The sequence below is a fragment of the Pseudomonas sp. ADAK13 genome (genome assembly GCF_012935715.1).
Lineage (GTDB): Bacteria > Pseudomonadota > Gammaproteobacteria > Pseudomonadales > Pseudomonadaceae > Aquipseudomonas.
Genome location: NZ_CP052860.1, coordinates 3,003,839 through 3,023,291, shown reverse-complemented (window position 1 = coordinate 3,023,291; position 19,453 = coordinate 3,003,839). Strand labels below are relative to the sequence as shown.

The window sequence follows — 19,453 nt, the reverse complement described above, 5'->3', positions numbered from 1 at the left end:
GTTCCCCCGAACGGTCCCCTGCCCCGGTAGCCAGAATCCATGACGCGTTCCGCTCCTCTGCTGCTCCTGCTTGCTGCGCTGTTGTTTTTCTTTGCCCTTGGCAATCACGAGTTGCAAGGCTCGACCGAGGCCCGTGTGGCGGGGATTGCCATGGCCATGCATCTGGATAACGACTGGGTGGTGCCGCGATTGTTTCGTGAACCGTTCCTTGAGAAACCACCGCTGAGTCTGTGGCTCGACGCCGGGGCGATCCGTCTGTTTGGCGGCACCACCTGGGCGGTGCGCCTGGCGTCGGCGTTTGCCGGGCTGTTCAGTGTGATGCTGCTGTACGGGATGCTGCGCAAGTTTGGCCGGCCCAAGACCCTGGCGTTTATCGCGGCGTTGATGCTGGCGACCATGGCCAGTTACTGGAGCAACGTGCGCGGCGTGGGTGAAGACTCGCTGCTCACCCTCGGGGTCACCACGGCCCTGCTGGCGTTCTATCAGGCGAACCGCCCCGAGTCGGAGCGCGACAGTTCCAACCTGGGCACCTGGTTGCTGTTCAGTCTGGGGATGGTGATCGCTACGTTGAGCAAAGGTGTGCTGGGCCTGGCCATGCCGGGCATCGTGATCTTTGTTTATTTGGCCAGCACCAGCCTGATGGACAAACGATTCAAGCTGGGCGACTGGATCAAACCCGGGCTGTTCACGCTGCTGGCGCTGGTGCCGCTGATGATCTGGCTGGGTTTCCTGTACCAGCGCGACGGGCTGCAAGCGGTACGTGAAGTGCTGCTGACCAACAGCGTCGGGCGTTTCAGCGGCTCGTTTGTCGAAGCCGGTCACTACGAGCCGTTCTATTACTACATCGTCAAGTTGCCCGAAGCGTTTTTGCCGTGGAACATCCTGGTGTACCTGGGGCTGTGGCACTTCCGCAAAAGCCTGGTGCGTAACCGCTACCGGCTGTTTTTCTGCGTGTGGCTGGTAGCGCAATTCACCTTGCTGACGTTGGCCTCCAGCAAGCGCACGGTTTACCTGATGGCGCTGACACCCGCTGCTGCGGTGCTGGCCGCCGAGTATGGCGGCGTGCTGCTGGGCTGGCTGAAAAGTCGCGGACAGGTCTCCCACGTCGCCGAACATGTTTATGAACATCGCCGTGGCCTGGTAGGTGGCTTTTTCGTCGTGGTGATTGCCTGCTACCTGATCGCTGCTTTCTGGTACGCGCCAAAGGCCGATAAGCGCCAGTCGTTTGTACCGGTGATCAGCCAGATCCAGGCGATGCAGGCGCAAGGCAAGGAAGTGGTGCTGTATCAGGCCAACGAGCGAATCGCCGGCGCCGGGGTGTTCTACATGCAGGCCTATTTGACGATTCTGCAGACGCCGGAGGAACTCAAAAGCTACCTCGCGGCCAAGCCCGGTAACGTGGCCTTGGTGGACAATACTGACCGGCTGAACGTACCGGTGACGGTGGTCAAGGAGATGGCGATCAACCGTCAGCCGTACTATTTCGTCGAGCAGTGAAGCCGGTTACCACAGTGCCAGGTCGTACGTGAGGTAAACCCGGTAGTTGTCACGATCGCTCGCATAAGTCGAGCGATACGTGGCCTTGCGCAACTCGACGCCCAGGCCTTTGAAGGTGCTGTCCTGGATCACGTAGCGCAGGTTGGTGTCCGACTCCCACTCACGGGCTTCGCGGCCATTGAAATCACCGTTCTGGCCCTTGTAGTAACGGGTCATGAAGGTCAGGCCCGGCAGCACGGCGACCAAGTCGTAGTCATAACGCAGCATCCAGGTTTGCTCACCGGCCTGGATGAATTTGCCGACGCCGGCGTTGCTGAAGGAATACACGGTCGACACGCTGGCATAGGGCAAGGCGGTATCGCCGGTGACTTTCTGATAACCCACGCCCAACGCCTGCGGCCCCAGCCGGTAGGTGAACAACCCGCTGAACATGTCGCTGTCGACCTTGCCATTGCGTGCCTCGCCCGCTTCGTTGCTGATGAAGTAACGCAAGTCGCTGGTCAGGCTGCCGGCACCCACTGGCTGTTTATGCACCAGGCCAAAGAACTGCTGGCGATAGAATTCGCGCATTTCGCCGTAGTACCAGGTGCCGCTCAGCTTGGGTGTGAAGGCGTAGGTGGCGCCGGCGAAATCAAAGTCGCTGCCCTTTTTGCCGCTGTAGCCCTGGGGATAAATGTCCACGCTGTCGGTCGAGTTTCGCAGCTTGAACTTGTCCAGGTGCCCGGCGTGCACGTACAGGTTACGGATGCCGCTGTACTCGACTTGAGTGCCCTGGAACGTTTGCGGCAACAGCCGGCCATCGTTGTACACCAGCACCGGAATTTTCGGCAGCAGCGTGCCGGTTTTCACCACGGCCTCACCGATGCGCATCTTCGCGGTGACGCCCAGGCTTGAGAATTCACTGGCCGCGCGGCCATCGTCGTGCACCGGCAATAACCCGGTGCCGGCATGGGCGCGACTGGAGTCGAGCTTGATCCCCGACAACCCCAATGCATCCAGGCCGAAGCCCACTGTGCCCTCGGTATAGCCCGATTGCAGGTTGAGTAAAAAACCCTGGGCCCACTCCTTGCGGTCCTCGCCGCCGTCACGGTATCCGTCGTTGAAATAGTAATTGCGCAAGGTCAGCTTGCCGTGGGAGTCCTCCCAGAAACCCTGGGCCATCAACGCCGGTGACAGGCTCGCCAACAAGCCTGCAGACACCACTCCTCCCCTCGTGAAAAGCTCACGCATAACCGTCTCCCGAATGCCGTATTGTGGTTTTTTATGGGCAGTTGCTGCCTGCGACAGGCTGGACGGCGTGTCGCATTGCGGCGGACACTAACGGCTGATCGAACGCCCGGCAACGTTATGCGAGAAGCGCATCAGGCTATGCGCAAAGCCCTCAAACCACAGGAACATCACGGTGAATCTCAAGCAGCTCGAAGCCTTCAAGGCGATCATGTCCACCGGTTCGACCATCGGTGCGGCGACCCGCATGGGCCTGTCGCAATCGGCGGTCAGCCGGTTGCTGAGCCAGTTGGAGGAGGCCTTGGGTTTCGCGTTGTTCCTGCGCAAAAAGGGCCGCTTGATGGCGACCCCGGAGGCTGAAGAACTGCTCACCGAAGTGGCCGGACTGGTGGACGGCATGCAGCGTATCCAGCGCCTGGCGGATGAGATGCGCGTGGGCCGTTCGCGCAAGAGCCTGATCAAGGTCGGGGTGCCCACCAGCATGACGCAAGAGCTGCTGCCACGGATCGTCGCCGAGTTTCTCAAGGGCCGTGAAGACATCGTCGTCGAGTTGCTGACCGGCTCCTACGACATGATCGAACGGGCCGTGCTCGACCGCTCCGCCGACCTCGGTTTTGTGCGTTTGCCCACCGAGATTCCCGACTTCGAGATTGAACCGGTGCTGGAAACCGAAGGCGTGTGCGTGATGCCGGCGGACCACCCGTTGACCCGTCACGCCTGCATTGAGGTGCAGCACCTGCGGGACGTGCCGCTGGTGATGCTGGGCCGGCAACGGGCGCTGCGGGCCGAGTTGAATCAGGTGTTTCGTGCGGCCAACCTGACGCCGCAGGTGCGGGTCGAAGTGCACTCGGTGGGCGCCGCGTGCAGCTTTGTCGCCGAGGGGCTCGGGGTGTCGATCGTCAATGGTTTGCTGGCCAGCCACTTCATGCATTTGCCGATTGTGGTCCGCCCGTTTCGGCCGGCATTGCCCTATGCGTTCGGCCTGGCGTTTCGCGCGAATGAACCCAGGTCCAAGGTGGTGACGGCGTTTGCCGAGCACCTCAAGCACCGGCTGGCCGCACAAAACGCATAGCCCAACCCAGCCCGCGCATAACGTTGTCGCCGCTAAAACTTTGCCCTAGTGTCCGCTCCACAAGTGTCACCCGACACAACAATAACAGCGCACACCGGGGCAACCAGCATGACCGAACCGCAGATCGTCCGTACCCACTCGCCCACTGAAACGCCGGTGGAAAAACCGGCGCAGCGCAAGCAGATCAACCCGGCCATCATCCTGTTGAGCATCGTGCTGCTGGCCGTCGCCTTCACCTACGCGGTGAACTCGGGCAAGTTCCAGCGCCAGAATGGCCTGGTGGTGCCCGGCTCCTATCAGGTGCTGGAGAAACACGACTCCTTCGGCCAACTGTTCTCCCTCGAGCCGCGCAAGGCCGGCGATACCATCGCCCGGCCGGTGTCGCTGGTGGAGGGTTTCATGGCCATTCCACAAGGCATCGAAAAACGCGCTGCGCTGATTTTCATGGTGCTGTTCATCGGTGGCATGTTCGGCGTACTGAACAAGGCCGGGGTGATCGACGCCGGCCTTGAGCGCCTGCTGGGGCTGACCCGGGGCAATATCTACGTGCTGGTGCCCAGCCTGATGCTGGTGTTCTCCGCCGGCAGCACCTTCATGGGCCTGGCCAAGGAGTTCATCCTGATCGTGCCGTTGATGGTGGCCATGGCCAACCGCCTGGGGCTGTCGAACCTGATCGGGCTGGCCATCGTGACCATCTCGGTGAAGATCGGCTACCTGGCCTCCATCTCCAACCCGGTGGCGTTGTCCGTGGCACAGCCGATGGTGGGGCTGCCGATTTTCAGCGGCTTGAGCATGCGCGTCCTGGCCTACTGCACCTTCCTGCTGGTGGGCATCGCATTCGTGTTGTGGAGCATCCGCAAGCACGGCTTTGATGCCAGCGCGCAGATCACCTTCGAACGCAAGCCGCTGCCCCTGCGCCACCTGCTGAACCTGATCGTACTCGGCGCCGGCATTGGTTTCCTGGTGTACGCCTCCAACCGCTGGGAGTGGAAATACCACGAGCTGTCGGCGTTCTACCTGCTGCTGACCGTGGCCTTCACGGTGATCGCCGGGCTCGGCGCCAGCACCGCCGCCAGCGCCTTTGTCGACGGGATGAAAAAGGTGCTGATTGCCGGTGTGTTGATCGGCCTGGCAACCGCCGTGGAAATCATCCTCAGCACCGGCCAGGTGCTCGACACCATCGTCAACAGCCTGGCCAACCTGGTGGGCGATCACGGCCCGGTAGTCTCGGCCTATGGCATGTTCTTCGCGCAACTGGGGCTGGATGTGCTGATCCCGTCCACCTCGGGCCAGGCGGCCGTGACCATGCCGATCTTCGGGCCGTTGGGGCAACTCTCCGGTGTCAGCCCGCAAACCACGGTGTTCGCGTTTTTAATGGGCAACGGCCTGACCAACATGATCACCCCGACCTCCAGCGGCCTGCTGGTGCTGCTGGCCACCGCCAACGTCGGCTGGGGCCAGTGGGCGCGCTACATCCTGCCGCTGTTTCTGATCTATGCCGTGCTGGCGATGGTGCTGTTGGCCATTGCCGTTGGGACCGGATATTGAACCCATGAGTGTTTTTTCCATGCAGACGCTGCACAACCAGATGATCGCCATGCGCGACGGCATCCACCTGGCCACCGACATCTACTTGCCGCCCGGTCCAGGCCCGTTTCCGGTGGTGATCGAACGTACGCCCTACGACAAAAGCAAACCGTCGCGCTCGGAAATACAGCTCGACGGCCAGCACATCTCCCGCGAGCAAATGGCCGCGCGGTTCACGGCCCAGGGCTTTGTCGCGATCTTCCAGGATTGCCGCGGGCGCTACGCCTCCGAAGGTGTGTTCATCAAATACACCGCCGAGGGCGAAGACGGGTTCGACACCCTGGCCTGGATCGTCGAGCAGCCCTGGTGCAACGGCAAGATCGGCAGCATGGGCCTGTCCTACGCTGCCCACACCCAACTGGCGATGGCCTGCCTGCATCCGCCCGGCCTGAGCAGCATGGTCCTGGACAGCGGCGGCTTCGCCAATGCCTACCAATGCGGGATTCGCCAGGGCGGCGCATTCGAGCTCAAGCAAGCCACCTGGGCCTGGCGCCAGGCCAAGGAAAGCCCGGCGGCGCTGGCAAACCCGGCGATCCTTGAGGCGCTGGAACAGGAAGATATTCACCAGTGGTTCACGCGCATGCCGTGGCAGGCCGGGCAGTCGCCGCTGCGCCATGTGCCGGAATACGAAGCCTATTTGCTGGAGCAATGGGCACAGGGTGATTTCGGGCCGTACTGGCAGTCACCGGGAATCTACGCCGAAGGGCATTATCAGGATTTGCCGGATATCCCGGTGCTGTTCATGTCCAGTTGGTACGACGCCTACGTGAGTTCGACCCTGGCCAATTACTCGGCGTTTTGCGCGGGGACCCAGGCGCGGCACCAACTGATCATGGGCCCGTGGCTGCACGGCGATCGCAACATCACCCACAGCGGCGAAGTTGAATTCGGCGCCTTGGGCGCCTTCGATGGCCAGGTCGCCAGGGACTGGCTGAGCTGTCGCCTGGACTGGTTCGAACGCGCCCTCAAGGACGCTTCGCTGCCGGCTCCCGCGCCCGTGAAGGTGTTTTTGATGGGCGGCGGCACCGGCGCGCGGGACGAACAGGGCCGCCTGCAACACGGTGGCCGCTGGCTCGAAAGCCGCCAATGGCCGCTGCCCGGCAGCCAACCGTTGACCCTCTATTTACAGGAAGACCGGCGGCTGACAGACACCTGCCCACGTAACGCTGAGGGGCAACTGAGTTACCACGCCGACCCCGCCAACCCCGTGCCGACCCTCGGTGGCGCACTGACCTCGGGTAGCCCGGTGTTCGTCGGCGGTGCGTTCGACCAACGCGAGCGCGCTGATTTTTTCGGCACGCGGGGTGATAACCGCCCGCTGAACGAGCGCGAGGACATTCTGAGTTTTCAGACGCCGCCCCTGGCCGAAGACCTGGTCGCCGCCGGCCCGTTGCAAATCGAGCTGTGGATCGACAGCGACGCGCCGGATACCGACTTCACCGCAAAACTGGTAGACGTCTATCCCGACGGCTATGCCATGAACATCACCGACGGAATCCGCCGCGCCCGCTACCGCGACTCTTGGGAACAGCCGACACTGCTCACACCCGGTGAGCGGGTCAAGGTCGTGATCGAGCCCTTCGCCACCTGCAACCTGTTCAAGCGCGGCCATCGCCTGCGCCTGGACATTGCCAGCAGCAACTTCCCGCACTTTGACGTCAACCCCAACAGCGGCGAGGCTCAGGGCCAGGCGCAGCATCCGCGGGTGGCCTGCAACACCGTGCATATGAGCCGCGACCATGCCTCGCGCCTGATCCTCACCGTGCTGCCCGCCCAGGCTTTGCCGGCGCCGGCAGCGGATTAACTAAGTACCCCCAGCCGGGTGCTCAAACCCCGCAACCTCGGGTTTTATCCAACACCCGAGGTTTCCCCCGTGAGCACCCTACCCTCCGATTCCCCCAGCCAGTCACTCGACCAGCTATCGGCGACAAAGCCCTCTGCGCTGTTCCAGGCCATGGAGCAGCTCAACACCCAACTGACCGACGAAGCGCAGCGCCTGCTCCAGCAGGCCAAAGTGCCCTACACCCTGCCTGCCAAGTGGGTCCTCGATGGCGACCAAGGCCTGCTGAACCGCAACCGCATCAATCTCGCCGTGCGTAAAAAACTCGAGGCCCTGGAGACGGAACGTGTGCACGACGGCCGAGTACTCAAGCGCTGGATACTCGATCAACATCAGGCCGCGCTGGAAGCCGAGGCCCACCTCAAGGTGGAGGACCAACTGTTATTGCCCAGCGACCGTGACCTGGTGCTGAACATTCCCGGCAGCCCACCCTTGCGTCCCGCGATGTATGCGCTGAGTTTCAGCCACCGCGGGCGTACCATCGAGTTTGCCGGGGCGTTTGTCCTGACCGCCTTGCAGACACCCGTCACCCTACTGACGGGAGACACCACCGTCGGCAGCGTGCTGCTGTTCACGCCGTCCCGTGGCCTGGAGGCCTTCGCCTCGCTCAACCTACTGGACCGCGCCCTGCGTGAGCGCATGGACCATCCCGCCTGGCGCCAGGAGTTGCTGCAACACCTGCCCCGCCGCGACCAGCATCTGCGCGCAGCGGGCCTCTGGCCTTTGCAACTGAACGTCATCGACTCCATGCCCCTGGCCGAACACACCTACAACGCCCTGCAGGCCAAACAGCGCCTGGACATCGACTTTGCGCTGGGCTTGAACGGCAACCCGCCGCCACACAGCGTGGCCCAACTCACCGCCGAAATGGACCAGGCGATCTGCTGCACGCTCTGGAACCTCGATACACGCCTGGAACTGCGTGCGCAGCAGCTGCTGGACAAGCTGCTGCACGCTGCCGCACCGGACTGGTTTCGCCGCGCCACCCACGCGCAACATCAGACGCTGGTGCGACATACGCAGGCCTACGAACAGGCGCGCGAGGACCTGGTGGCGCTGCTGGGGCCGGCGGCGTCCCCCGAGCACCTGGCGCGGGCGCAGTTGCTCGAACGCCTCGATCAGGAGCTGGACATTCAGGCGCTGGTGCCCGAGCAGTTGCTGATCAGCACCGAACGGCCGTTGATGTCTGGCAACTCCTATCAACAACAGCACACCCTGACGGCATTGGCAGTGCGTGGCCTGCATGTCGGCGATACACAGCCAGGCTCAGCGTTCCTCAAGCACACCCGACTGACCTACGCCGGCCAGCCGCTGCCGCCCGAGCTCAGCGCAGTCACCCCGCAGTACCTGGCCGAACTGCTCGACACCCTGCAACCACGCTTTGACTTTGCCGACGAGCAGGCCCGCGCACTCGGTTCCACAGTGGTCAAGCGCGCGATGCAAGACATGGTCGACACTCGGCTACAGACGCTGGCCTACAGTGCCCTGCTGCAAAACCACATCAGCCCCACGGATTACCAGCTGTTTGAAACCCTCAAGGCAACCCCGTCCGCCGCCCTGAAGGCCAGTTGCGTAGCACTGCACGAAGCGCCGCTCAAGGACCTGTGGGTAATGCGTCACCTTGACGAACAGGGCGCCACCCAACGCTTGCTGTTGTGTACACCCCAGGCACCGCGCGCCGAGCAGTTCCAGGCCTTTGGCAGCGAGCGGGAATTGCAGGCGCACATTCTGGGCTGGAGCCAGGAGATACCGTCGCCCACCCGGCCGGTGACGATAAAGACATACCTGCTTGAACAACTGGTCAGCCGCATCCGCCCCACCTACAACCTCATGCTATCGACCCTGGGCTTCAGGCCGGACACCCTGGAGCATCAGATGATCATCCTCAGCCCGGCCTCCAGCTATCAGGATTGTTTGCTGGAAATGAGCGAGAACCTGCTGGCCATGCAAGCGGATGAACACCTGCACCGTACCCCGGACTGGTTGAGCCGCGCGCCGAAGATTGATCGCCAGACACTTGCCGACCTCGATGAAGACGCTGCCGGCGCGGCCCAGGCCTATAGCGCCAGCCCTGGCAGCCCGGAGCAGTTTCCGGACTTCGACAGCTACCTGTATGAAGCGGCGCACAAGGCGCTCAACACATTGCTGGGCAACCCCACACCGGCGGTCGACCCCAATCAGGTACAAGTCATCACGCCCCGCGAGCATGTCTCCTACACCATGCTCTACCGCAACGGTTATGACTACAGCCTTGGCTTCCTCAACCCCGCCGCCGACACCATGGCGCAGTTCAAGGGCCCCCCAGGCGTTGACCTGAGCCGGCTGAACGCGGAGGCCGTGAGCAAATCCGTCAGAGGTACCTGGATCGGGTCGCGCTACATCATGCAGGTGGAAAAAACCCTGCTGGATCCCCTGGCGCCTCACTACCCGTGGCGCCGCAACCTGGCACTGGAACTGACGCAATTGCGCATGAAAAAGGCCGCCTGGGTCAGCTGCCTGCAAGGTCATCTTGCGCGCAGCGACCTGGCCTGGCTGATCAGGAGCATCGACAGCCTGGGGGACAGCAGTCTTGCCACGCGCGCGCTGTACCAGGTATATCCGCTGGAGCTGTGCGGGCAGGTCATCGACGGCTGCTACCGCTTCCATCACCTGGATGACGTGCCGTTGCTGTACACCCCGCAATCACCGGACGGCATCGATTTTCGCGCGCAAAAAGAATTCAACGAGCGTCTGAAAAACGTCGGCGGCATGGCCAGCTACTACACCAAGCGCGTGGCAAGCCTTGAGCGCAGGGCATTCGAGTCAACCTTGCGCGACCTGCTGAACCGCCTGGAGCCCCAACGGCGCGGCGTTTACTCAAAACCGGTCTTCGACGTACCCCGCCCCTTCGAACCCCTGCGTGACCTGCGTTTCTGCGTATACGACAAGCCGCTGCGGCACGTGCTCGACGACGTCAGGAGCACCACCACCAGCCGGCTCGAAATGATCATGGAGCTGGTTATCCTGATCGCCGAACTGACCATAGCCATCGCCACGATTCCATTTCCGGTCCTGAGCCTGGCGCTGGGTACGCTGCTGGTTTTCAAGGACGCCATGCTGGCCCTGCATGCCTACAATCGCGGCGACACCCAAGCGGCCCTGAACCACTATCTGAGTGCGCTGCTCAACGCGGGCGGCGCGGTCCTGACCGACCTTAGGCCGGTGCTGTTGTCGGCCAGCAAGCTCGCCAACAAACCCTTGCGCCATATCGCCCGCCTGCCCCGGGAGCAACAGGCGATGGCACTGATCCAACAGTTGCCGCCCGAACCAACAGCGCTGCGCGGCATGCAGCCGGTGGCGTTTGGCGGCGATGCGTTGTGGGCCGCGCAAACGCCCGACAGCCTTGGGCGGTTCCTGCTGTTTCGGTATGACGCCGTCCAGGACCAACTGCGCTCCACCGGCAAACTGGTGAGCAAAAAGGCCGACGGGCAATGGCTGCGTGCCGGGGTCACCGGCGGTACGCCCAAGTATGAAAAACTCCGCACACCCTATGAGTTATCGGAAAAACTGGGGGAGAACGTCGCCGGCGTCCTGGCGTCCGAAGACCGCACGGCGATGTTCCTCCTGGCACAAAGCCTGGACGACTCGATGAATACCCACATGATCTGGTCAATGCGGCGCGAGTTGCATCCCGCCCTCGAATCGCACCTGAATCAGGTACAGCTGTTGACCCGTGATGCCGATGATTTTTTTGCAAAACTGCCGCCCCTGGTCAAGCGGGTCGAGACCCTGGACCTGGCACAAGACATTCTCCCCGCCGACCTCCTGCGACGGCTGCTCGACGATGCGCAGAGCCTGGTGATTGGCGAAACGTATTTTTCCATCGCCAGCAAACAGCTGCTGATCGAACACATGCCGCTGCTCAAGGAGTTGCAAGTCAAGGCGATCTACATCGAACACCTGTGGCGCGACGTGCATCATCTGCAAACCCACTCGCGGTTTTCCAAGGGCATTTCCAAACAGGCAAAAAAACATCTCAAGTCCACCGACCGAGCCCACTTCATGGACCCTGAGAGTGAGCATGGCTATTGGAAGTTGGTGGAGGCCGCAATGCAGAACGGCGTCGAGATCAGGTCGCTGAATGCCTCCAGCTGCTACGACCTGGAAAACGTCCTCGGCCTGATCGACTCGCGGCCCGCTGCGACGCGTCCCGTATCGTTGATGAATTACTACTCCCACACCGTGCTCAACGCCGATATCGAAAAGGCTCCCGGTGAGCGCTGGATCGCACTGGTGGAACACAAACGCATGAGTACCTTCCGGGGCACGCCGGGTATGGCCGACCTGCAAAAAAGCATTGCGCTGCGGGTCGATGACGCCTTCGGTCAGCCCACTCGATTGGTCACCGACGTGGCCGGCGCCATTCCCGGAGACCCATTGGCCAAGGGTGATCTGAAGCTGTCGTTGCGTACCTCCGTGCAAGCACTGGAACCGCCGTCGCCGCGCCCCGGGCCGGCGGTGGAGCACAGCCATTTCAATCGCTTTGACTTGCCCGAGGAACACCTCCCACTGTTTGCCCAAGAGATCACACTGCCACTGGGCAGCAAGGAAGCGATGTTCAATACCGCCTACCCCGAACTTGCCGTCATACGCCGAAACGCACAGAGGACCTTCGAAACCACCCGCAAAAAACTGCGGGACGACGCACAGCAGTTCTTCAGCGAGCACACCCCGCCTGCCCGCGTCGCCCTGCCCGAGATCGCCGAAACCCTCGACGAAAAAGCCTTTATTGATCAGGTACTGGAGAGCGCCGACGGCCTGGTGGTGGGTGAGTCCCATGGTGCGACATCGAGCAAAGCGTTCCTGAGCAATCACATGGAGCACATGACGGGCCAACGCAACGTCAAGACGCTGTACCTGGAGCAACTCACCACCGAGCTGCATCAGGCCGACCTGGATATTGCCCACAGCACCGGGATCCTGACGAACGAGCTGAGGGCCTATCTGCGCGCACTGGACACCGGCCACGGCGTGCCCGCCAGCAGCCCTCATAACTTCTCCAGCCTGGTGCAAGTGGCCATCAAACACAAAGTACGCATCCGCGCCCTGGACTGCATCGCCAGTTTGCGGGTGGACGGGGTGCGCCCGACTCGAACCTCAATGTTCAACTACTTTGCGACGCAAGTGATCAAAGCCGATCAGTTGCGCGCCGGCCCGCACAAGTGGCTGGCGCTGGTGGGCGAGACACACCTTCACACCTACCACGGTGTGCCGGGAGTCGCCGACCTCAACAAAGGCATAAGCCTGCTGCTTGCGGATGTACCGCCTGGCTCGGGCAAAGGGTTTGCGCTGGAGCCCGCCAACATCGCGACATTGCCGCCCGAGCAGAAGTGGCCGCTGGTGCGCTATGACTTCAGGAAAACGGTCGAAGCCCGCGCAGCCGCCACCCCGCTGAGCGGCTTGCAACAGCGCCTGAGGCGCCCTGGCGATTACTTGATACAGGGCGCCACGGACGACGCGAAGGAGATCGTCCATATGGACCGCAACCGCGTATTGATCCACACCCCGCTACTCCGCGACATCAAAGGGTATTACGTCAATCGCTGGCATTTCGACAACTTGCGCTTCGCCACCCAGGAACACCTGATGACCTTTATCGAAACCCACAAACAAATGCGAAAAATCGACTGACGCTCCTCGGGCGCCCCTTCCCTGGAGGGGGCGCCCTCGTCGAAAAAATGACCGTCCGTCAGCCACGATCAGTGAATCCAGCCTCCACGAAAAAACCGTTTCAGCTCTCGCCCGGGCTGCCGATACACCCGTACTAACCCATCGCTGGGCGCTCTTCCAGCACACACACGCAAATCTGTTCCTGGAGGAATTCGATGAATAGTTGGTTCGGCAATATCAGCGTCAATATGAAACTGGGCCTGGGCTTCGGCCTGGTGCTGGTGCTCACCGGAATCCTCGCACTCACCGGCTGGACCAGCCTGGGCGGCCTGATCGACCGCAGCAATTGGATGAGCGACATCACCCAGCTCAACGCGTCGCTGACCAAATTGCGGATCGTGCGCCTGCAATACATGCTGGCCAACGGTGACGAAGCCGTAGCGCAAAACGTACAGACCAACCTCGACAGTTTTGCGGCCCAGCAACAGAAGCTGCTGGACAGTTTCAAGAGCCCGGACAACCTCAAGCTGCTCAACGAGCAAAAGGCGATCATCACCGCCTACCAGCAGTCCTTGAACAAAATGCGCGAGGCTTATCGCAACGGCAACGCCTCACGCCAAGTCATGGGTGACAAGGCCGACGTCGCCAACGCGCAGATCAGCGCCCTGGACGCCAGCGTGCGCCAGATGTCCGACAGCACCGAGCGCTTCGCCCAGTTCGAGGCGGTGGCCACCGCCAAGGAACAGTTCCAGTTGGCCCGCTACGAAGTGCGCGGCTACACCGGCAACGTCAACGCCGAAACCGAAGCCCGCGCGGCGGCGCAGATCGAGAAAGCCATCGACGGTTTGAAAGGCCTGCATGCCGTATTCGGCGCCAGCCAACAGACCGCCCTCGGCTCACTGGAAACCGCCCTCGGCGCTTATCGCAGTGCGGTGCAGAACTACAAGGCGGCCAACGCCAACATCGTCTCGGCCCGGGCAGAAATGACCACCCAGGGCGCCGATATCGTCACCATCAGCGACAAGCTGTACGACATCCAGCTGCAACGCCGTGACGCCGAGAGCGCCCAGGCCCGCAGCCTGCAACTGATCAGCACGTTGCTGGCGTTGCTGGTGGGCATCGTGGCCGCCGTGATCATCACCCGCCAGATCACCCGCCCACTGCGTGAGACCTTGGCCGTGGTGGAGCGCATCGCTTCCGGCGACCTGAGCCACAACCTGCAGGTTACCCGCCGAGATGAACTGGGCGTGCTGCAACAAGGCATCCAGCGGATGGGCGTGACCCTGCGCGAACTGATCACCGGCATCCGTGACGGCGTGACCCAGATCGCCAGCGCCGCCGAAGAGTTGTCGGCCGTGACCGAACAGACCAGCGCCGGGGTCAACAGCCAGAAGATCGAGACCGATCAAGTGGCCACCGCCATGCACGAAATGACGGCCACCGTGCAGGAAGTCGCACGCAACGCCGAACAAGCTTCCCAGGCCGCCTCGGCCGCCGACGGTGAAGCCCGTGCCGGTGACAAGGTGGTGGCCGAAGCCATCGCCCAGATCGAACGTCTGGCTGCCGAAGTGGCGCGCTCCACCGACGCCATGACGCACCTGCAACAAGAGAGCAACAAGATCGGCAGCGTGATGGACGTGATCAAGGCCGTGGCCGAGCAGACCAACCTGCTGGCACTCAACGCCGCCATCGAAGCCGCCCGTGCCGGTGAAGCCGGTCGCGGTTTTGCGGTGGTTGCCGATGAAGTCCGGGGCCTGGCCCAGCGCACCCAGAAATCCACCGAAGAAATCGAAGGCCTGGTGGCCGGTTTGCAGAACGGCACCCAGCAAGTGGCCGCCGTGATGAACAACAGCCGCAGCCTCACCGACAGCAGCGTCGAACTGACCCGCAAGGCCGGTGTATCACTGGAAAACATCACCCGTACGGTGTCGAACATCCAATCGATGAACCAGCAGATTGCCGCCGCCGCCGAACAACAGAGTGCCGTGGCCGAAGAGATCAGCCGCAGCATTGTGAACGTGCGGGACGTGTCGGAACAGACGGCGGCGGCCAGTGACGAGACGGCCAAGTCGAGTGTGGAACTGGCGCGCCTGGGCGGGCAATTGCAGCAGATGGTCAGCCATTTCCGGGTGTAAACACACCTTCAACGCAAGCACCTTCAAACTGTGGCGAGGGAGCTTGCTCCCGTTGGGCCGCGAAGCGGCCCCAGTCCAAACAACTGAGACCGTTCAGGTAAACCCGGCGCCTGGTTTTGGGGCTGCTGCGCAGCCCAACGGGAGCAAGCTCCCTCGCCACATTAGAACGGGTTCAAACCGCTACTTCTTCAACAAACACCAACCGGTTCCCCGACGGGTCGCTGATGCTCATTTCGCGACTGCCCCACGGCGTGTCTTCAATCCCGGGCTTGGCGTTGCGGTAGTTTTTGGCCAGCAACTGCTGCTGGTACGCCTCCAGGCCCTGGGCTTGAATCCGCACCGCCGCGCCTGGCGTGCAATCGCCATGGTGCTCGGACAGGTGCAGCACGCATTCCCCCAGCGACACCTGCAGGTACAGCGGGAAATTGTCTTCAAACCGGTGCTGCCAATCGACCTTGAACCCCAGGAAGTCGACGTAGAACTCCAGCGTCCTGGCCTCGTCGAAACTGCGCAGAATGGGGGTGACTTTTCCTAAGTGCATGGCGATTGCTCCGTGTTTGAGTGCGGCCACTATAAAGCCGCGAACCCTTTACGCAAATCCCCGCTGCGCGCCAGGAATCGTCCGGGCCGCTGGCCGTTGGGCTGGCCGTCGCTGTAGCTCAACACGCCGTTGACCCACACCCCGTCAATCCCTTCCGCCGCGCGCTGGGGCGCCTTGAAGTCCGCCACATCCCGCACCCGCAACGGGCCGAACAACACCAGGTCCGCCCAGTGCCCTTCGCGAATTTCGCCGCGCTCGGCCAAGCCAAAGCGCGCCGCCGACAAGCCAGTCATCTTGTGCACCGCGGTGTGCAGCGGGAACAAACCAAGGTCCCGGCTGAAATGCCCCAGCACCCGCGGAAACGCGCCCCACAACCGTGGATGAGGGAACGGATCTTCCGGCAAACCATCCGAACCGATCATCGACAGCGGATGCGCCAGGATGCGCTGCACATCGGTCTCATCCATCCCGTAATACACCGCGCCGGCAGGTTGCAGGCGACGGGCCGCGTCCATCAGCGGCACTGCCCACTCGGCGGCAATGTCCTGCAGGTCCCGCCCGCCCATTTCCGGGTGCGGCGTCGACCAGGTGATGGTGATGCGAAACGCATCGGTGACTTGCTTGAGGTCCAGGGTCGAAGAGCTGGCCGCATAGGGATAGCAATCGCAGCCCACCGGATGAGTCTTCGCTGCGTGTTCCAGTGAAGCCAACAATTGCGGGCTACGCCCCCAGTTACCGGCGCCCGCGCACTTGAGGTGGGAAATAATCACCGGTGCCCTGGCGTGACGACCAATCTGAAACGCCTCGTCCATGGCCTCCAGCACCGGCTCGAATTCGCTGCGCAAATGGGTGGTGTACACCGCGCCGAACGCCGTGAGCTCTTCACTCAGTTGCAGCACTTCATCGGTCTCGGCGTTGAACGCGCTGGCGTACGCAAGGCCGGTGGACAAACCCAGGGCACCGTCCGCAAGACTCTCCTGCAACTGCACGCGCATGGCGGCGATTTCGCCGGGCGTGGCGGTGCGGTGCAGGTCGTCCATATGGTTGCTGCGCAGCGCCGTGTGGCCGATCAGCGCCGCTACGTTCACCGCCGGGTGAGCGTTTTCCACCGCCGCTCGGTAATCGGCAAACCGCGGATAGGCGAAGGCCTCACGCTTGCCCAACAGGTTCATCGGGTCCGGCGGATCGGCCCGCAGGCTCACCGGCGAAGCGCTGATGCCGCAATTGCCGACGATCACCGTGGTCACGCCCTGGCTGAGCTTGGGCAGCATCTGCGGGTGACGAATCACCACCGTGTCATCGTGGGTGTGCACGTCGATAAACCCCGGCGCCAGCACGCGCCCGGTGGCGTCGATTTCATGCTCGGCAGTGTCCAGGGACAGGTCGCCGATTTTCTCGATACGCCCTTCGCGCAACGCCACATCGGCGACATAGCCGGGGGTGTTGCTGCCATCAATGATCAAAGCCTGGCGGATCAGCGTGTGGTACTTCATCTCAATCTCCAAGCGGCAGGCTGTCGGGGCCGCCGCGATAATCGTCCAGGGCCAGCTTGATCCGTCGCAGGCGTTCCTGGTTGTCGTCCGGCATGGCCAGGGCCAGCTCGGTGGCGAGCACGTCGATGGCCAACAGCATTCCGTAGCGCGCCGCCGTTGGCTTGTAGATAAAACTGGTTTCCGCCGGTTGCAGCGGCAGCAACACATCGGCCAACTGCGCCAGCGGGGAGTCCGGCAGGGTGATGGCGATGATTTTTGCGCCGTAGTTGCGCGCCAGTGCCACCACGCCCAACACCTCCGGGGTGATGCCGGTCAGCGAGCAGACGATCAGCGCATGCTCCGGGCCCAAGGTGGCGGCCGTCACGCGCATCATCACCGGGTCGTGGCAGGCGGCGATCGAGTAGCCCAGGCGCACCAGGCGCACTTGCAACTCGTCGCTGCACAGGCTCGACGGCCCGCCCATGCCGAACGCGTGGATCATCCGCGCATGGCCCAGCAGGCTCACGGCGTCGACAAAACTGCGCTGGTTGAAACCGGACAAGTGCCGGCGCAACGTCGCCTCGATATCGCTGAGAATCTGCCGGTGAAACGCCGACTGCTCGGGCAACCCGGCCGGGTCGAGGAATCGGCTACCGACGCCGCTGGCCTGGGCCAGTTGCAGGCGCAGGTCACGCAGGTCGCGGCACCCGACGCTGCGGGCGAAACGCGACAAGGTCGCGGTGCTGACCTCGGCCCGCTGGGACAATTCTTCCAGGCTGGCGGACGCAGCAAAGCCGACATCATCCAGCATCAGCTTGGCGATACGCCCTTCGCCGGCGCTGAAGGAATCCTGGCGGGCGCGGATCTGGTAGAGGATGTCCATCGGTTCGGCTCCGGGTTACAAAATGCAGGACAGGCCATAAGTCAGACCGAAGGCGACCACCGAAATCAGGGTCTCCAGCACGGTCCAGGTCTTGAAGGTCTGGATCACCGTCATATTGAAGTATTCCTTGATCAGCCAGAAGCCGCCGTCGTTCACGTGGGAAAAGATGACCGACCCCGCACCGGTAGCCAGCACCAGCAATTCCGGATGGGGATAACCCAGGCCCATCGCCACCGGCGCAACCACGCCCGAGGCGGTGGTCATGGCCACCGTAGCCGAGCCGGTGGCGATGCGCATCAACGCGGCGAACAGCCAACCCATCACCAGCGGCGACAAGTTGAAGGCATGCGCCAGGCCAAGGATTTCATTGGTGACACCAGCGTCCACCAAAATCCGGTTCAAGCCGCCGCCCGCGCCCACCAGCAAGGTGATGCTGGCCGTCGGTGCCAGGCATTCGTTGGTGAACTTGAGGATCGATTCGCGGTTGAAGCCCTGGGCCAGGCCCAGGGTCCAGAAGCTCACCAAGGTGGCCACCAGCAGCGCGATCACCGAGTTGCCGATAAACAACAGGAACTGGTTGAACGCGGTGCCCGGCGTGGAAATCAGGTTGGCCCAGCCGCCGATCATCATCAGCACCACCGGCAACAGGATGGTGCCCATGGTCAGGGCGAAACTCGGCAAACGGGTGCGCGGTTCGCGGTCGATGAACTGACGTTCCAGCGGGTTTTCCGCCGGCAGGTGGATGTGCGGCACGATGAACTTGGCGTACAGGGGGCCGGCAATGATTGCCGTCGGGATACCCACTAGAATCGCATACAGCACGGTTTGACCGACCGACGCGTTATAGGCCAGCACCGCCATCATGGCCGCCGGATGGGGCGGCACCAGCGCATGCACCACCGACAAGCCCGCCACCATCGGCAAACCGACCATCAGGATCGACACGCCCACTCGCCGTGCCACGGTAAAGGCGATCGGCACCAGCAACACAAACCCGACCTCGAAAAACAGCGGCAGCCCCACCAGGAAGGCAATGCACACCATTGCCCAGTGGGCATTACGCTCGCCGAAGCGGTTGATCAGCGTGCGCGCCACCTGCTCGGCGCCGCCGGATTCGGCCATCATCTTGCCGAGCATCGTCCCCAGCGCGACCACCAGCGCAATATGCCCCAGCGTCTTGCCGACGCCCGCCTCGTAGGAGCCCATGATCGTGTCCGCCGGCATCCCGGCCAACAGGGCCAGGCCGATGGACACCAGGGTGATGACGATAAACGGGTTGAGCCGGTAACGCGCGATCAATACGATCAATGCAATGATGGCGATGGCGGCGTAGATCAACAGCCAATACCCCGGTGATGCGGCCATGCGGTACTCCTCGGAAAGGGTCACGTCGAATAGGTTGTGAAAGTCATAAATCATTACCGAGGTGGATTTTCAATTTTTATGAAAGTAATTTTCGCCCACGGATAAGCCCTGTCGCACAGGGATATGCCCAGGGTCAGTGGATGAAAATTCGGGGGGCGTTCTTACATGAAGATTGCCGGGGCTGG

The 19,453-nt window shown here is 62.5% G+C and carries 11 protein-coding genes and 1 pseudogene; 7 read left to right on the top strand and 5 right to left on the bottom strand.

Annotated elements, in window-relative coordinates:
- Window positions 1-39 precede the first annotated feature (39 nt).
- Entirely contained in the window at window positions 40-1,497 is a 1,458-nt protein-coding gene (locus HKK54_RS13945; RefSeq protein ID WP_169387033.1) for an ArnT family glycosyltransferase, read from the top strand.
- 6 nt (window positions 1,498-1,503) lie between these two features.
- Here the strand turns inward: HKK54_RS13945 and HKK54_RS13940 are convergent, their stop codons facing one another.
- A complete protein-coding gene (locus HKK54_RS13940; RefSeq protein ID WP_178120982.1) occupies window positions 1,504-2,727 on the bottom strand; it encodes an OprD family porin in 1,224 nt (407 codons plus the stop codon).
- 172 nt (window positions 2,728-2,899) lie between these two features.
- Here HKK54_RS13940 and HKK54_RS13935 point away from each other — a divergent pair, with 172 nt between their 5' ends.
- From HKK54_RS13935 to HKK54_RS33985, 6 genes and pseudogenes are all read left to right on the top strand, one after another.
- On the top strand, window positions 2,900-3,796 hold the full coding sequence (locus HKK54_RS13935) for a LysR family transcriptional regulator (protein ID WP_010174236.1): 897 nt from the start codon (window positions 2,900-2,902) through the stop codon (window positions 3,794-3,796).
- Window positions 3,797-3,904: 108 nt separating this feature from the next.
- Entirely contained in the window at window positions 3,905-5,344 is a 1,440-nt protein-coding gene (locus tag HKK54_RS13930; RefSeq protein ID WP_010174235.1) for a YfcC family protein, read from the top strand.
- Window positions 5,345-5,363: 19 nt separating this feature from the next.
- The gene (locus HKK54_RS13925) at window positions 5,364-7,187 is read left to right on the top strand and encodes a CocE/NonD family hydrolase (RefSeq protein WP_169389284.1); all 1,824 of its coding nucleotides are present in this window, start codon (window positions 5,364-5,366) and stop codon (window positions 7,185-7,187) included.
- 69 nt (window positions 7,188-7,256) lie between these two features.
- Window positions 7,257-12,893, top strand: coding sequence for a membrane-targeted effector domain-containing toxin (locus HKK54_RS13920; protein WP_237151061.1), 5,637 nt, complete (start codon window positions 7,257-7,259; stop codon window positions 12,891-12,893).
- A 194-nt stretch (window positions 12,894-13,087) separates the two neighbouring features.
- Window positions 13,088-14,149: pseudogene (locus HKK54_RS33990) on the top strand (methyl-accepting chemotaxis protein); the annotation flags it as partial.
- Window positions 14,144-15,007 (top strand): methyl-accepting chemotaxis protein, encoded by an 864-nt coding sequence (locus HKK54_RS33985; protein ID WP_442962335.1) that lies wholly within the window; start codon window positions 14,144-14,146, stop codon window positions 15,005-15,007. The pseudogene HKK54_RS33990 and the gene HKK54_RS33985, both read left to right, overlap by 6 nt.
- Window positions 15,008-15,179: 172 nt before the next feature.
- Here HKK54_RS33985 and HKK54_RS13910 read toward each other — a convergent pair whose 3' ends face one another.
- From HKK54_RS13910 to HKK54_RS13895, 4 genes are read right to left on the bottom strand one after another with little or no spacing between them, the layout of a single operon-like run.
- Window positions 15,180-15,548 (bottom strand): glyoxalase superfamily protein, encoded by a 369-nt coding sequence (locus HKK54_RS13910; RefSeq protein ID WP_010174227.1) that lies wholly within the window; start codon window positions 15,546-15,548, stop codon window positions 15,180-15,182.
- Between the two features lie 29 nt (window positions 15,549-15,577).
- Complete coding sequence (locus HKK54_RS13905; protein ID WP_169387032.1) at window positions 15,578-17,041, bottom strand: N-acyl-D-amino-acid deacylase family protein; 1,464 nt, start codon at window positions 17,039-17,041, stop codon at window positions 15,578-15,580.
- A 1-nt stretch (window position 17,042) separates the two neighbouring features.
- The gene (locus HKK54_RS13900; protein ID WP_010174223.1) at window positions 17,043-17,903 is read right to left on the bottom strand and encodes a MurR/RpiR family transcriptional regulator; all 861 of its coding nucleotides are present in this window, start codon (window positions 17,901-17,903) and stop codon (window positions 17,043-17,045) included.
- 15 nt (window positions 17,904-17,918) lie between these two features.
- Complete coding sequence (locus HKK54_RS13895; RefSeq protein WP_169387031.1) at window positions 17,919-19,322, bottom strand: GntT/GntP/DsdX family permease; 1,404 nt, start codon at window positions 19,320-19,322, stop codon at window positions 17,919-17,921.
- Between the last annotated feature and the right edge of the window lie 131 nt (window positions 19,323-19,453).